General features: G+C 61.1%; 10 protein-coding genes. 2 read left to right on the top strand and 8 right to left on the bottom strand.

Annotation, left to right across the window (positions count from 1 at the left end; all coding sequences use genetic code 11):
• Nucleotides 1-662: 662 nt before the first annotated feature.
• A complete protein-coding gene (locus CIT25_RS05835) occupies nucleotides 663-3497 on the top strand; it encodes a trifunctional glycosyltransferase/class I SAM-dependent methyltransferase/polysaccharide deacetylase (RefSeq protein WP_245329771.1) in 2835 nt (944 codons plus the stop codon).
• Between the two features lie 49 nt (nucleotides 3498-3546).
• Here CIT25_RS05835 and CIT25_RS05840 read toward each other — a convergent pair whose 3' ends face one another.
• The 5 genes from CIT25_RS05840 to CIT25_RS05860 all read right to left on the bottom strand — a co-directional run bounded on the left by CIT25_RS05840 (nucleotide 3547) and on the right by CIT25_RS05860 (nucleotide 10844).
• Nucleotides 3547-4227, bottom strand: a complete 681-nt coding sequence (locus tag CIT25_RS05840; protein ID WP_095483609.1) for a redoxin domain-containing protein — start codon at nucleotides 4225-4227, stop codon at nucleotides 3547-3549.
• 18 nt (nucleotides 4228-4245) lie between these two features.
• On the bottom strand, nucleotides 4246-7545 hold the full coding sequence (locus tag CIT25_RS05845; protein WP_127204586.1) for an ATP-binding protein: 3300 nt from the start codon (nucleotides 7543-7545) through the stop codon (nucleotides 4246-4248).
• A 291-nt stretch (nucleotides 7546-7836) separates the two neighbouring features.
• Complete coding sequence (locus CIT25_RS05850) at nucleotides 7837-9222, bottom strand: hypothetical protein (protein WP_095483611.1); 1386 nt, start codon at nucleotides 9220-9222, stop codon at nucleotides 7837-7839.
• A gap of 203 nt (nucleotides 9223-9425) precedes the next feature.
• Complete coding sequence (locus CIT25_RS05855) at nucleotides 9426-9950, bottom strand: GNAT family N-acetyltransferase (protein WP_095483612.1); 525 nt, start codon at nucleotides 9948-9950, stop codon at nucleotides 9426-9428.
• Nucleotides 9951-9998: 48 nt separating this feature from the next.
• Complete coding sequence (locus CIT25_RS05860; RefSeq protein ID WP_095483613.1) at nucleotides 9999-10844, bottom strand: hypothetical protein; 846 nt, start codon at nucleotides 10842-10844, stop codon at nucleotides 9999-10001.
• A gap of 206 nt (nucleotides 10845-11050) precedes the next feature.
• Here CIT25_RS05860 and CIT25_RS05865 point away from each other — a divergent pair, with 206 nt between their 5' ends.
• The gene (locus CIT25_RS05865) at nucleotides 11051-12466 is read left to right on the top strand and encodes an adenylate/guanylate cyclase domain-containing protein (RefSeq protein WP_095483614.1); all 1416 of its coding nucleotides are present in this window, start codon (nucleotides 11051-11053) and stop codon (nucleotides 12464-12466) included.
• Between the two features lie 67 nt (nucleotides 12467-12533).
• Here CIT25_RS05865 and CIT25_RS05870 read toward each other — a convergent pair whose 3' ends face one another.
• The 3 genes from CIT25_RS05870 to CIT25_RS05880 form a co-directional block, all read right to left on the bottom strand.
• Nucleotides 12534-13013, bottom strand: coding sequence for a class I SAM-dependent methyltransferase (locus tag CIT25_RS05870; RefSeq protein ID WP_095483615.1), 480 nt, complete (start codon nucleotides 13011-13013; stop codon nucleotides 12534-12536).
• Between the two features lie 147 nt (nucleotides 13014-13160).
• A complete protein-coding gene (locus CIT25_RS05875) occupies nucleotides 13161-14342 on the bottom strand; it encodes an ABC transporter permease (RefSeq protein WP_095483616.1) in 1182 nt (393 codons plus the stop codon).
• Nucleotides 14339-15337: an ABC transporter permease gene (locus tag CIT25_RS05880; protein WP_095483617.1), complete on the bottom strand. Its 999-nt coding sequence runs from the start codon at nucleotides 15335-15337 to the stop codon at nucleotides 14339-14341. Before CIT25_RS05880 ends, CIT25_RS05875 begins: the two co-directional genes overlap by 4 nt.

Genomic DNA, 15337 nt, shown 5'->3' on the forward strand with positions numbered 1-15337 from the left:
GGAGCGCAATTAAGTAGCGCGGACTCATTAGAAGTATCTAAATTAGATGACATGGCGGTACACATACTGCCTCGCGTCCGGCTGTATACTGCGACGATCAGCTTCCGGTGCGGGCCCAACGGTAGAAGGAAGGTGTTCTTCGCACGGAGAATGGCTGTTCGAGAGTGCACCTCGGTATCGAGGCATTTCGGTCGATAAGAGGGGAGCAGTAGTCCCGATAACTGCAGTCATTCACACCAAGGCTTCAGTGGCTTGCTTTAATGCGCCCCCCGATTGCAAAGGACGTCAGTTTGCCATAGCTATTGCAGTCGTACGGCGCCAGGGACCGCAGCTTTTGGTGATGGCGCCGATTCCGGGGATCGACATGAGTATGCGGCGTGCTTGCTTTGACGTGCATCTGCGACAGCTGGCGCCCAAGCTCGGCGGCACGGATGCGAATGCTGCGCCAGGCTTCCAACATCAGTAGCACGACAGGAGCAAGCTCGCGCTGCAGCCAAATGGCGGCGTCGCGGCGGCTCGGAAGAGTTCGCAGGAGACTGTTTGGACGCAGCGTGCCTGAGGACCGTTCCCTTTGGCAGGAAATCGCCGGCTATGTTTCGGGACTCTCGTTGTATCTTCGGCGCGGGTAAGACGGCGTGGCGCATAATCCCTTGGTTTCAATCGTGGTTCCTGCGCACAACGCGGAGGCAACGCTGGCGCGCGCACTCGATTGCCTTCTCGATCAGGAAATAGTGGATTGGGAGGCGATCATCATCGACGACGCCTCCACTGACCGCACCTCCGCGATCATCGCCGGTTATGTGGAGCGCGATGCCCGATTTCGGACATTGAACTCTTGCGCGTATAGCGCCGCCGGCGCGCGCAATAGCGGGATTTCGACAGCGCGCGGCCATTGGCTGATGTTTCTGGATGCGGACGATTGGGTGGATGCCAGCTTCCTTGCGAAAATGCTGGCCGCGCTGAAAACAGCTCCCGATGCAGTGGCGGCCTATTGCGGTTCTCGGCGCGTGATGCCCGATGGCGAACTCACCCCGCCGAGCATCTCGACGGAGGTTGCGACCCAGCCCTTCGAAACACTCGCCCGTCGGTGTGCCATCCGCACTCACGCGCTGCTAGTCGACCGGGAGACAATTGTCGAGTTGGGCGGTTTCGATGTGTCGCTGCGCACCTGCGAGGACTGGGATCTGTGGCAGCGCCTCGCGCGTCTGGGCAAAGATTGGGTGATGGTCGACGAGTCGCTCGCTTTCTATCGTATCAGCCCCAACTCGCTCAGCCGCAATTCGGCGCAGATGCTGGTAGATGCGGAAATCGTGATCACCCGCGGCTTTTCTCGTGATCCCAGGGTCAAACACCCAGCATCAGCACACGCCAATGGAGCGATCGAGGCGAGCGGCCACACCGCTTCCGAGGCACTCGCGTGGTTCGCGTTGTGGAACGCCGCGTCGGATTGCGGCTGCGGCTCACGCTCGATCAACCCGCAGTCGCTGCGCGCGCTCCCGGCAGGACGTAAGTGGGCGCGTGAGATCGCCAAGGTGGCCTTCGATGGCCTTATGGTAGGAAGCTTATCGGTGCCAGCGCAATTGGCTGCCAAGTGGGACAGGTTCGGCGGCTCCTTCACCGAGTTGATCATCGAACTCGGCAAGCTCTGGGACAACCCCGTTGCGGGTCGCCGCGTCCAGTATCACCTTGAGCAAATGCTTCTCGACGTCGACGATCTTGCCGCGCCGCGCAGGCTGGCGCGGACACTTGGAATTCGCGTCGACGGTCGAAATCCGGCCTCGACCGAAATTCCGCAAGGAATCGATCAAATCTATGCCTATCTGATGATGGATGGCCAGATCGAGGCTGTCGTGCAATTCGGCGTGCTCGGGACAGTGACAAGGCGTCATTGGATTGAATTGCTCCTGAATGTCGTGCCCCCTGAGCGGCTTGAACGCCGGTCCGATCCGGACAGTCACTTCGGCAGACTCGCCCAATTGGCCGAGGAAGCGCGGGAGCTGGTTAGGTCGAGCGCCGAACCTGCGGAGCCTCCCGCGGCGCCGCGCCGCGCACGGGTCAGGCACGACAAGGATCGCACGTCGTTCTGGAATGGCTATTTCGCGACCGAGGATCCCTGGAACTACGGTTCGCCCTATGAGCAGGAAAAATATCAGCGGCAACTCGAAATTCTGCCTGCCGGTCCCATCGAACGGGCGCTTGAGCTGGCCTGCGCGGAGGGCCATTTCACGCGGCAGCTGGCGCCGCGAGTGGGCCATTTGACCGCAACCGACATCTCCGCCATAGCCATCGAACGGGCCCGCGCGCGATGCGGCGATCAGCCGAATATTGAATTCGGCGTACTGGATTTCTCTGCCGACACGCTGCCGGGTGAGATGGATCTGATCTTCTGTTCGGAAGTGCTTTACTATCTGGATGATCTGGCCGAGTTGCGGCGCATCGCCAAAAAATTCGCAGAGGCGTTGGCGCCTGGCGGCAGTTTCATCAGCGCACACGCATTCGTGCTGCGTGACAATGTTGAAAGGACGGGCTTCGACTGGAACACATTCGGTGCACAAGCGATCTCGGAGACGCTGGCAGCGACTGAAGGCCTCGTCTTGGAGCAATCGATCCAGACCGAGCTCTATCGCATAGACCGCTTCCGCCGCCTGTCGCCCGACGACGTGGCTACGGAACCGATGATAGATCATGTGCCAATCCGCGCGCGCATCGAAATCGGGGTCGCGCGAAATATCGTCTGGGGCGGCGCGCGGGCCTTGCGCCGCGACGTTGCACGTAGCGAGCGGCGGCAGCGTATTCCTGTCCTCATGTATCACAGCGTCTCCGATGATGGTCCGGCCGCTCTCGCCCGTTTTCGGCTCACGCCCGCCGCATTCGCCAGCCAGATGGCATGGCTGCGCTCCAATGGCTTTCACGCGATTGGGTCTGAGCAGTTGGAAGAGTTCATCGCCAACCGTCGCCCTTTCGTTGGTCGCCCAGTGCTCATCACCTTCGATGACGGCTTCCAGAACTTTGCCGACCACGCCTGGCCGACCTTGCGCACGAACGACCTGACCGCGGAAGTGTTCCTGGTGACGGACTTGGTGGGTGAAAGTGCAGAGTGGGACGCCTATACCGGTCCGCCGACGCAGCTTATGGACGCCGGGACGGTGCGACGCCTCTCCGCCGAAGGTGCGTTCTTCGGAAGCCATCTGGCGACGCATCGCGCAATCGATGGTCTGTCGAGCTCGGTCTTGGCCGCCGAGCTCCTGCGCTCTCGTATGTTTATCGAACGGTGGACCGGTCGGCCAACCACGGCGTTCGCGGCACCCTTCTCTGTCACCGACCGACGGCTTGGCCGGCTGGCCAAGGAGTGCGGCTATCAAATCGGCTTCGCCGGCAGACACGGGCCGGCAGGCCTCGACTGCGATCCCATCGACCTTCCGCGCATCGAGATTCGCGGAGACCGCTCACTCGATGACTTTGTTGCCATTGTCGAGGCTGTGCTCGAAGAGCGGTGAACTTGTCAGTGTCATTTCAGTGTCCCGCTCGTTTACCTCGTTCGCAAGTCTATTGGGCGACTTGGGACACCGCTGACATCAGCTCCTGGGGGTTTGGCGCCCCAAACATGTATCGCCCACCCTCTGGAACCTCCGTGAAGCTCCAGCGGACGATCCCCTGCCGGTCCAGCAGGAACTGACCGACCAGTTGTCCGTGTCCCGTTGCCATCATCTGCTCGTCGGCTTCGGTCATTTCGTAATTGTCCTTCTTGTCGAGGATTTCGCCGGCCGCAAGAGGATCCATAGGACCGGGCAACTCGCTTGGTATGTCGACCCGCATATCCATTACCGCTGCCATCGAGACCTTGTACGGCCATTTCGTCTCGTTTTGGGTGAATTCGAGATTGGGCAGTCCAAAAGCACGATGTGAAGCGCGTTCAGGGTCGGAGGCCGCGAGCAGATTCGGTATCGGGTGGTAGCGGAAATAGAGACGCGCCCGTTCGATCGGCGTGTTGACCACCGTCAGGCTCTCCACGCCCTTTTCGCGCAGTTCCGGATCAAGCCGCGCCTGGGCGGCGATATGGCGCCGGCAAAACGCACAATGCAGACCTCGAAACAGGCCGACCAGCACCGGTTTTTGTCCGCGAAAGTCGTCAAGCGCAATCTTGCCTTCCTGGGTAATGGCGTCGAGAACCAAGTTCGGCGCACGGTCGCCCGGTTGAAGCGGTACCAAGTCAGCACGCGCGGACATTTCCAACCTCCAACCCGGCTAGTCGAGAAAAGGCAGCACCACAAGCGCTTCCGGGTCGAGCCCGTGCTGGGCGCATATTCCCTGCGCCAGGGAAAAGTAGCGTTCGGCCTCGGCCAGATTGTCGAGGTCGAGATTAAGCGTTGCGAGCCCATCATAGCACGGAAACAGCAGTTGGGGCTCGCCCGTTTCGCGGGCTACGTCGAGTGCTTCGTGGAACAAGCCAATCGCCAGTTCCGGACGGCCGTTGCACTGGTGGATCTGCCCAAGCACGATCAACGGCACCGGCAGGTGCTCGCGCTGGTCGAGCGCCCGGTCGATCTCGATGGCCTTCTCGGCAGCAGGCACGCCCTCCCTTGGACAGCGATCCGTGAAAGTACAACAAGCGACCGCCAGATTGGCGAGGAGGCGCGCCTGGAAACCCAAATCACCAATATGGCGCGCCACTTCAAGACCGCGCCTACAGACCTCCATCGCCTGTGCCGGATCGATGGTCGTGTAAAGCACGCCGAGATTGGTGTAGCCGCGGCACGCCGCGCCCAGTAGACCGGCGGCTTCGGCCAATTCAATGCTACGCTCAACCTGACGCACGGCTTCACGGTTTTGCCCAAGGCGAGCCAGCGCAACAGCCTTGGTATTAAGTGCCTCGGCGGTCACGAGAGTGGCATCACACCCTACCTCGGAGACATGCTCCGTTGTCAGAGAGCGTACGCAATCCAGCGCCGCGTCTGCCCATTTTGCCGCGCGAGCGTGATCTCCGCTACGGAACGCCTGTCGGCCACGTTCTTGCCAGAGATGCGCCTGCTCGATCGGGGCATCCGCTCCATCGAGGAGCGCTGCCGCTTCAGCATAGCGGGATTCTGCGTTGTCCCGCTTGCCGACGTCCCAGAGCAGCCGACCGATCTTGCGTAAAACGCGCGCCGAAGCGACACGATCGGCTGACTCGCGGTATGCCTGCAACACCGTCTCGTAGTGGTGGTGCGCGATCTCGCGGCGGCCTACCGGGCCGCTCAAATCGGCAATGCGCTCTGCAATTGCCAGTTTGAGCGGTGTTTGCCCGATCGCGCCCAACGCAGCCAGTGCTCGCTCGTAGAAACGAAGGGCGTCGTCGTTGGCGTATATCATGCGAGCGCGATCGCCCGCCGCCTGCAGGTAATGCGCGCCCCTCTCCCGCTCGGCGCTCTGTGCGAAATGATGACCGAGCACAGTCAAATCCTCGAGCCGTTCCGGCTTGTCGCCGCACAGTTGCTCCAAGGCAGCACCGACCCGCCCATGGATGTCGGTCCGGCGTTGCAGGAGCAGATTCTGGTAGATCACGTCCTGCAGCAATGTTTGCGTAAAGCGGTAGCTTTGCGACGAGACCGAGCCTGATCCGGCAACTTCCTCGATGATTTCCGCATCGCAAAGCAGTTCGCAGCCGGCTTCTAGCCGACCGGGGTCGGCTGTCACGGCTTTCAGAAGTGTGGCATCGAAGCGCGGGCCGATTACCGCGGCTTCCTGGGCCAACCGGCGCACTTCTTGGGGCAGCCGGTCGACGCGAGCAAGCAACATTGCCTGGATAGTGGCGGGAATGCCGGTTGCGACTTCGCCTGCCACAGTCCGCCATCGCTGGCCCTCGCGCATCAGTACACCGCGATCGATAAGGCCGCGAACGATCTCCTCTACAAAAAGGGGGTTGCCGCCCGCGCGCTCGAGGATCTGGTCGAGAAGCCCTCCTGCGGAGTTTACCCAGCTCTCGCCGAAAAGCGCCGCCAGCAGGCTGCGTCCGTCATCATTGTTGAGCGGCGAAAGCCTGAGCGCTGTGTGACTGACCCGACTAGAGTCGAGCTGGCCGTTGTCCGGCGCCGGACGATGCGTGACCAGCAACATCAACCGCGTGCGTTCCAACCTGTCCATCACGAAACGTAGTGCCTCGAGCGACACGGCGTCGGCCCAGTGCAGGTCTTCGACGACAATTAACAGCGGCGACAACGCAAGCCGCCGTTCGATGATTGTGCGGACTGCGTAGAGAATTTGCCGCCGCAACTGCTCTGGCTCGACATGCTGCAAGGTGGCGTCCGGGTCGCCAAGGCCGAGCACATGGTAGAGCAAAGGCATCAGCCGCTTCGCCTCCTCGCCCTGTAGGCCGAGATCGGTAAGCAAGCCTGCGAGCTTCCCCCGCACTTCGTCCCCACTGTCATTTTGCATCATCCCGGCAGCGCTGCGCACCACTGCGCCCAAGGCGCCAAATGATTGTTCGCCCAGCGGTGAACAGGTGGCCAGCCGCACGGCGACGTTGCGAAAACGATCGTCGTCGCCGACACGGGCGACGAACTCCTTCACCAGCCGCGATTTCCCGATACCGGCTTCTCCGACGAGGCGGACAAGTTGGGCCGAGCCGCTGCACGCCTGGTCAAGGCTCGCCAGCATTCTATTGAGCTCCGCACCTCGACCTATTATTGGCGCACTGAGGCCGAGCGCCTCGAGCCCACGTGCTGCACGCGGCGCCGCAAGCGGTGCATCCAGTCGATGGACGAGCACACTGCCAGCCTTGCCGCGAAACACGACATCACCCAGCGGCTCGTAAGAGAAGGCATGCCGGGTTAGCCTATAAGTGAGCTCGCCTACCAGCACCTCACCCGGTGCGGCCAGCGATTGCAGGCGTTGCGCCGTATTCACTGTGTCGCCGGTCACCGAATAGGATTTGGCGGTGCCGATGCCCAATCCACCAGTAACGACGGGACCAGTGTTTATGCCGATGTGGAGTAACAGAGGCGAGCCGGAGTGGGGGGTGCTTTCGCCGAGCCGCGCCGTCCGGGCGATCATGTCGAGAGCGGCGCGAAGCGCACGTTCCGGATCGTCCTCATGCGCAACCGGCGCACCGAACAAGGCGAGCAGTGCATCGCCGATGAATTTGTCGACGAAACCACCAAAGTTTCGCACGGCCGCCGTCCATTCCTTGAACAGTTCGTTCTGCAGCGCTTGCATGACCTCGGGGTCGAGCTGCTCGCTGAGTGTCGTGAAGCCGCAAAGGTCGGCGAACAGGACTGTTACCGTCCGGCGATCGGCGTCAGAGACGGGATGCAGCCCATCTTCGCTTTCGATGTTCGGAAGCAGCGACGGAGTTCGAGAAGGCGGCACAACGGTCCGGCTTGGTGTGGGAGCAGGCCGTTCGACGGTTTTTGCGGGCGCACCGACGCTTGCCCCGCATTTCGGACAGAACTCGAAATCAGGTGCGCAGGGGTAGCCGCAACTGGCGCATGGCACGGGCTGGCGCCTGCCACACCTCGGACAGAAAGCGTAACCGCCCTCAACCTCGAAACCGCAGCCCGAGCAGTCCATAGGACGAGACCTCACTAGGGGCCGTGCCGGCGTGATCTCACTACGCACTTCACGGCCAGGGTATTTCACAAGGATGAACCGATAACCGTCGACCGGCAAGCGGCAGCGCAAATGGGCATCGAACGGTCAGTGTGGGTCCGGTGGCAGAGCGCTGCCGATCAAGGCGGAAGCCGTCGTCGAAATCCCGAAAGGCATCAGCGTCAAGGAAGCGGCCGGATCAGACACCAGAGGCTCACCCATAGATCGCCGTCGCTTGGGGTTGCGGACCAGAAAATCAACCTGAAGCGAGGCTCAGCTCGCCTTGATCTCTGCCTGGCCGATCTTGCGCCATCGGGCGTTTTCGCGAACCAGTTTCAGGTCGTCGGTCGTCTCGGCAAGTGTCCGCAAACGGTATTGCCGGAGCAGGTCCGGGAAGAGCGCCCCTTCCGGTAGGCCGGCAAGCTGCTCGCGGACCGAGATCTTTTCATCGATGACCCGCAGGCCCCAGGCATTTTCCCGAACCTGCAACTCCGCAGCCAGATCGCGCTCTTCCGGCGAGTTTTCATCTAGCGCAGCCAGCAGGATAGAGTGGAAAAGCGCTACATAACCAATCTGTCTCAGGCCGCCCACAACCCGCACGCGCGGCAATATGGCAAGGACGAGGAACATCAGGAACAAGTTCGGCAGCAGCACGCCGTCCAGCAGCGCCTGCCTGAGATGCGGCCGCTCGAACGGGATGGAAAGACCATTCGGCCTGTCAGGCTCGATCAGGTGCCCGTTCTCGAGGACGAGCTTGCGCACGCGCTCCTCGCGGATGCCCCAGAAATAGGCCGTGGCATTGGGCAGGAATCTGCCAAATGGGCTCGATGCGGCCGCTTGCAAGGCACATTCCAGACGCTGGCGCCTTGCGGGCTCAATGAGCAGCCCGGAAAGAAGGCTGCCATCATGTTCTAGATGCCGCGCCACGGCAGCCGCGGCGAGCCGATCATCGATGAAAACCGGTAGGGCCATGCCGGAACGATCCCAATCGGCGACCAGATCCTCGTTGAGGGCTGTCAGCGCATCGGCGGCGGTTCCAAACACCTTGTCCTGGCTGGCAAGCAGTGTGCCCAGCCAGCGGCTGGCATCCGTTTCGTCGCCCACCGCTTCGAGCGCGCGCTTGTTGAGGGTGACGGGACCGGCCACGCAGGCGCTTTTGCGGCACAGTTTGTGGCGCCCCATGCCAAACAGGTTGACCTTGTCGTCACCGACATCGAGCCATCCCGGCCCCTCCCGGCCAATTGTCTCCATGGTCATCGTCGTTCCCATGAAGCTGAAGAAGGCCGAGAGCCCGTTTTCGACCGCGCCGAGCCAGGCAAGCAGGAGGGCATCGAAGGTGATCCGGTCCATCAGAAGCAGGCAGTGCAGGCCGGACTGAATCACCGGTCTGTGCTCGAACTCTTCGAGGGCCTTGCCGATCTCTTCAGGCTGCATGATCACCCCAAGGCGCTGACGCAGGACTTCGCGCAGGATCGAGCGGGCAGCGATCGCCGGGCCCGAAGCAGGCCTTGCCACCGGCCGCCACAGATGGCGGGCATAATCGGAAACCGGTGCATTCCAGTTCTGCTCTATGTCACGCACAACTTCCGGGCAGAGCAGCGACAGCACTGCCAGAATTTCCACCGGAGGCGTAGGGGTTGGGTCAAAGACAGCGGTCATTGGTCCCGTCTAGCCACTTGCGGCGCAAACGCCAAGGGAGACCAGACGTGCTGGATGCAGCCGGCCCACACGTAGACTGTCAACTCGATCAAAATGGTGTGAGACGAAATTGACCGTATCCTACGGAGCTCTCCATGAGCAATCACCTGTTCGCCGGCACGAATTGTTAGATTGGCCAAACAGTTAAGGCCAAGCAGCGGATCTCAGAACCGCAGCCGGGCCATGCTCAGCAGGTCGTGGTACTGCCCGTCGGTAAAACCGGCCTTCACATGCCGGCCTTCGACCTCGAAGCCGTGGCTTGTGTAGAGACGGACGGCCGGTTCGTTGTCGGCATAGACCGTCAATTCGACCCGCTTCAGGGCGCGCCAGTTGTCGGCCACGTCAAGCAGCGCGCCAAGTATGGCAGAGCCGATGCCCTTGCCGACAAAGGCATCGTCAAGGCCGATATTGATTTCGCCGATATGCGAACGGCGCGGCGAACCCTGCACGACTAGGCTGCCATGGCCGACGACCTTGCCGTCCAACTCCGCAACGATCCAGGTGGTTTCCTGGCCGGACTTGGCGATGCGCCGCTCCACCTGCTCCACCATCTCGAAGGGCATCCTGAGCGTGCCCCAGCGGAAGCCCGGCATGTTGAAGATAGCGCAAAGCGCCTCCGCATCGCTTAGCCGGACGGACCGGAGCTGCGGCTGGATTTTCTCGGAAGATGGCGAGGTCGTGCTGGTCATGGCGCTCCCGGCAAAGCAATCGGCCCGGCACGATGCACCGGACGTCACCTAAAAATCCAGCCGTCTCCGCAACCTATGCCGATTGCGAGCTAAAAACCGGGAGGCGGCGTAGAGTTTGAAGACGCCGCTGATGCCGATCCAGCCGAAAAGGGCGAGCCAGCGCAATGTCCCGGTCGCCGTCCAGTCGATCCGGTGCACCGCAGCGTCGGTGATGACGAGGCCAAGGATGGCAAGCAGGCCAACCAGAAACTGCGCCAAGCCGAGCACCAGCAGTTCCTCGCGCGGCGCGCTTCTCCAGACGAGATACACACCGCCCGCACCGGCGAGGAAGATAGCGCTGTAGACCTGAGCGTGGAAGGCATCGATCGGCCATGGCCAGAAGCCGCTGAATGTCAGGGGAAACAGCAACAGGCCGACTCCATAGAGCCCAAGGATCGCCGATTCCACCGGCATGTAGCCGCGCCATGCGGGGTTTAAGATCACGCCTTTTGCAGAAGGACGGGCCCTGGTCCGCCACAGGAACAGCCCGGATACCGCGACCGAAGCAAGATAGACCAAAAACCAGAGCCAGGGCGCTTTGCGCTCGAAGTTGAAATAGCCGAGATTGATGAACGAAGCCACCGACACGATGACGGTGAAGATGAAGGCCATGACGAGCACGAGCCTGCCGGGCGACCAACGGTTCCAGACCAGCAACGCCACCATCATGACCATTTCGGCGGTGTAGAAGCCGCCGAGGAAGCGGGCATTGAACGGCGTGACGGCCCAAGGCCAGCGCGGCTTGACCAGCACAGGCGCAAAAAACAGGCCGGCGCCTACGATCAGGACGATGATGACCACCACCGAGAAAAGGCGCAGAGCCGCGGGAAATGGCGGGTTGTCGGATGTCGGCATGGGAGAAAGTCCCAAAGATGAATGCCTCATGGACCCATCATAGTGCCGCTTGCGGCCGGTGAAAATCCGCCCGAATGGAAATTGAGCTGTCACCGGCTTATCCATTCGAATGGCCGTACGGTCCGTTTCGAAGTAAGATGGAGCGCTCGGACCGAAAACCGGTCCGGCCAACACGCCTCTAGGGTGCATTTCCCGGAGCCTGCACGATGAACGAAGCTCAGGATCTGTTCTCGCTTCTGCGGCAATCGACCGATGTCGATCTACTGGCAATCGACGCGATCAAGCGAACCATCGAGGAGGGCAACGACCGCGAGCTTTGTCGCATCAATGTGCCAGCCTTCGCCAGCAAGCATGGCCTCGACGAGGAGCGCGCCATAAGCGCCTTTCTCCATGCGGCACGGGTGGGCATCTTCGACATTTCCTGGAATGTTCTATGCCCCGGCTGTGGCGGCGTGCTCGACACCAACGCCACGCTGAAAACCTTGCAGAAGGACGAATACACCTGCGCGCTATGCTCCGAGGGCTATTCGCCGACCCTCGACGAGATGGTCGAGGTGACATTCACCGTCAGCCCCCGCGTGCGCAGGATTGCCGCTCACAATCCACACGAATTGCCGTTGATGGAATATTTTCGCCAGATCTACTGGGCGTCCGGCGTCGATCTGCCGGAAGAGGATTTCGCGAAGAAGATGGAAGCATTCTCGCTGGAGGATATCGAGCTTGCCCCTGGTGAAAAGGCGGTTCTGCCCATACAGCTTCCGTCTGAATTCGTCATCGTCTTCGAGCCGGTCACCCATTCAGTGCAGTTCATCGACGGGAAGGGCGAACCAACAAAAGAGCGCCGAAGCCTCTCTTTGGTGTTCGACCGCGACCATGTCCAGAACCAGACGCTGGAGATGCAACCCGGCCCGTTGCGAATTTCGCTGGAGAACAGGACCGATGCCCGCGTGCTGCCGACGGTCTTCATCGCCGGCCAGGAATTGCATGATTTCCTGGGCAAACGCCGGCCCTTCCTGACCGCCAAGCGCCTGCTCACCAACCAGACTTTTCGCGATCTCTATCGCACGGATACGCTCGACATCAACCAGCGCCTGAAAATCACCAGCCTGACCTTCCTGTTCACCGACCTGCGCGGATCGACCGAGCTTTACGAGCGGGTGGGCGATCTTTCAGCCTTCGATCTCGTGCGCGAGCATTTCCAGGTTCTGCATGAGATCGTCGCGGCGGAGGCAGGCGCGGTGGTGAAGACGATCGGTGATGCGGTGATGGCGACCTTCGCGACGCCTGATCGTGCGATTGCCGCGGCCCTCAGGATGCGCGATGCCATGCGTGAGCTCAACGACAAGAGCGGGCGCGAGGATCTGCTGCTCAAGATCGGAGTCCATGCCGGCCCCTGCATCGCCGTGTCCATGAACGAGCGACAGGACTATTTCGGCCAGACGGTCAACATTGCTTCACGGGTTCAGAACCTTGCCAACGCACAGGCGATCTTCGCCACTCGTGCGGTGGTCGACGACAATCTCACCGCCGATCTGTTGCACAGGAACGCGCTGACGCCCGTGCCCCACGAGGTCTCGCTGCGCGGCATTGAGCGGGAGATAGCAGTCTATACGATCCCCTGAAGACTTGGCCCCTGAAGACTTGGCCCCTGAAGATTTGGCCCCTGAAGATTTGGGTCGTCTCGGCCCCTCAAACGCGCCTGCAGAGGAAATAACGATCGGCGGGCTCCGAAGTCGGCGGCGGGAGGCGTTGCAGCAGCGGGTGATCGAGCGGCGTGCCACTGACCGCGAAGCCGCCGACGCGAAGCAGGCGCGCAATCAGATCGGGAAGCCAGGTAGCGGTCACTGCATCGCGATCGTCATAGCCGGTGCCGATGTCGGCATGAACAAGAGCGGCGTCGATGCCAATGAACTTGCGGGCCGTCTCGCGTATTTCGCCGAGCACGAGGTTTTCAGCTTCGGGAATTGAGCTGGCGTGTGCGCCAACTTCGCGGTCGAACACCACGATCCGGCGCCCGGGCAGGCGCTCGCGCAGATGGTGGAACGTCCGGCCATTGCCGAGGCCGAGCTCGAGCACAAGCCCCTCCATCTTCGCCACCTCGGGGCAGATTTGATTGAGAATGTCGCGCTGTGCGGTCATCCTGCTGATGAAATTATCAAGGCGACTCATATGCGATTTATGTCCTGAACCAGCAGCCCCGATCGAGGCTTGCCGCATATAGAGGCGAACGACAAACCCTGCAATAAGCCAACCGGCCGCCGACAAGCGTCATACCGGGTGGAGTCGGCGGCAGGGCCGCGCGGCGGAACAGCGATCTCACTTGTAGGGGTCTGCGGCGTCCCGCAAGCCGTCGCCGAGGAAGTTGAACGCCATGATGACGAGAATGACGGGGAGCATCGGCAAAAGCAGCCATGGATAGAAAGCGATGACGCTGACGCTGCGCGCCTCGGTGAGCAGGATGCCCCAGCTGGTTATCGGGGCCCTCAGGCCGAGCCCGAGGAAGCTCAGCGCCGTCTCGCCCAGGATCATGCCGGGGATGGAGATCGTCGCCGTCGCGATCAGATGCGACATGAAGCCGGGAATGAGATGCCGCCCGATGATGCGGCTGCTTCTGGCGCCCATCAATTGCGCGGCCAGAACATAATCCTCCTCGCGCAAGGCTAGAAGCTTTGAACGCACGGCCCGCGCCAGTCCGGTCCAGTCGAGCAGCCCGAGGATGACGGTGATGCCGAAATAGATCAGGATCGGACTCCAGGTTATCGGCATGATCGCCGCCAGAGCCAGCCACAGCGGAATGCTGGGGATCGATTGCAGAACTTCGATTATCCGTTGAACGATCAGGTCGAAGATACCGCCGTGATAGCCGGCCAGTCCGCCGATGACAATGCCGAGCAGGAAGCTGAAACTGATGCCGACGAGGCCGATTGTCAGTGAAATGCGTGCGCCATAGATCATGCGCGAGAGCACATCGCGCCCCAGCCTGTCAGTGCCGGCTAGAAAGAGCTGGCCGTTTTCGGCAGGGCAGACAAAATGCCTGTCACCTTCGATCAAGCCCCAGAACTGATAACTGTCGCCCTTGCAGAAGAAACGGATCCGCTGAACATCATCCTTTTTCTCGATGTAGTTCCGCTTGAGCGTGTCCATATCCAGCGTCATCTGGCGGCCATAGACGAACGGACCGACGAACTGGCCGTCGTGGAACAGGTGCACCCGCTGCGGCGGCGAATAGATGTAGTCCATGTTGCGCGTGTGCAGATTGTAGGGCGCCAGGAACTCGCAGATCAGTATCCCGAAATAAAGCGCCGCCAGGAATATGCCTGATATGACGGCAAGCCGGTGCTTCCGGAATTTCCACCACATCAGCCGCAACTGCGACGCCTGAAAGACTTTCGACTGCTCCGGAGTCATCGCCTCGACCGACTGCAGGTCAAAGGGCGCGGTGGAAACATAGTGCTGCAGTGGAGCACCCGGAGCGGGCAGGGGCGAATGCGTGTTCATTTGGTGCTGCCGCCCTGCAAACGAATTCGTGGATCAAGCAGCGCCAGCGCTAGGTCGGAAATCAGGACACCGATGACCGTCAGGAAGGCGAGGAACATGAGGAACGACCCTGCCAGATACATGTCCTGGCTTTGCAGCGCCTTGATCAGCATCGGCCCGGTCGTTTCCAAAGACAGCACTATCGCGGTGATTTCGGCGCCGGAGATGATGGCCGGCAGGATAGAGCCGATGTCGGAAATGAAGAAATTGAGCGCCATGCGCAGCGGATATTTGACCAGCGCCTTGAACGGATGAAGTCCTTTGGCGCGCGCGGTCACGACATATTGCTTGTGTAGCTCGTCGAGAAGATTGGCGCGCAGCCGCCGGATCATGCTTGCCGTGCCTCCGGTGCCGATGATCAACACCGGAATCCAGAGATGGGCGAGGATCGACTTCGCCTTGGCCCAGCTCATCGGCTCGCCGAGATATTGCTGGTCCATGAGATGGCCGATGGATGTGCCGAACCAGATGTTGGCGAAATACATCAGGATCAGCGCCAGCATGAAGTTCGGAATCGCAAGGCCGAGAAGGCCGAAGAAAGTCAGGCCGTAGTCGCCCCAGCTGTATTGATGCGTGGCGGAGTACATGCCGATCGGAAAGGCGATGAGCCAGGTGAAGATGATCGTGACGAAGGAAACCAGCACCGTGAGCCACATTCGGTCCCCGACGACATCGCGAACCGGCAGCTCATATTCGAAGGAATAGCCGAAATCGCCGTGTAGCATCCCGCCGACCCAGTAGAAGTAGCGAATGAGCGGTGGCTGGTCGAAACCATATTCCTCGCGCATCATCTCGATGCGGTCGGAATCCACCGCTTCGCCCTGAGCCCGAAGCTCGGCAACATAGCTGTCGAAATAGTCGCCTGGTGGAAGTTCGATGATCGTGAACACCAGTGCCGATATGACCAGCAGCGTTGGAACCATCACGGCAATGCGCCAGACAAGATATCGAAGCAC

The sequence above is a fragment of the Mesorhizobium mediterraneum genome, assembly GCF_002284565.1.
Classification (GTDB): domain Bacteria; phylum Pseudomonadota; class Alphaproteobacteria; order Rhizobiales; family Rhizobiaceae; genus Mesorhizobium; species Mesorhizobium mediterraneum.

What these genes read in the sequence shown, in the direction of transcription:
- CIT25_RS05840 (WP_095483609.1), bottom strand. Translation starts at nt 4,227, where the DNA reads ATGTCCGCGCGTGCTGACTTGGTACCGCTTCAACCGGGCGACCGTGCG.
- CIT25_RS05845 (WP_127204586.1), bottom strand. Translation starts at nt 7,545, where the DNA reads ATGGACTGCTCGGGCTGCGGTTTCGAGGTTGAGGGCGGTTACGCTTTC.
- CIT25_RS05850 (WP_095483611.1), bottom strand. Translation starts at nt 9,222, where the DNA reads ATGACCGCTGTCTTTGACCCAACCCCTACGCCTCCGGTGGAAATTCTG.
- CIT25_RS05855 (WP_095483612.1), bottom strand. Translation starts at nt 9,950, where the DNA reads ATGACCAGCACGACCTCGCCATCTTCCGAGAAAATCCAGCCGCAGCTC.
- CIT25_RS05860 (WP_095483613.1), bottom strand. Translation starts at nt 10,844, where the DNA reads ATGCCGACATCCGACAACCCGCCATTTCCCGCGGCTCTGCGCCTTTTC.
- CIT25_RS05865 (WP_095483614.1), top strand. Translation starts at nt 11,051, where the DNA reads ATGAACGAAGCTCAGGATCTGTTCTCGCTTCTGCGGCAATCGACCGAT.
- CIT25_RS05870 (WP_095483615.1), bottom strand. Translation starts at nt 13,013, where the DNA reads ATGAGTCGCCTTGATAATTTCATCAGCAGGATGACCGCACAGCGCGAC.
- CIT25_RS05875 (WP_095483616.1), bottom strand. Translation starts at nt 14,342, where the DNA reads ATGAACACGCATTCGCCCCTGCCCGCTCCGGGTGCTCCACTGCAGCAC.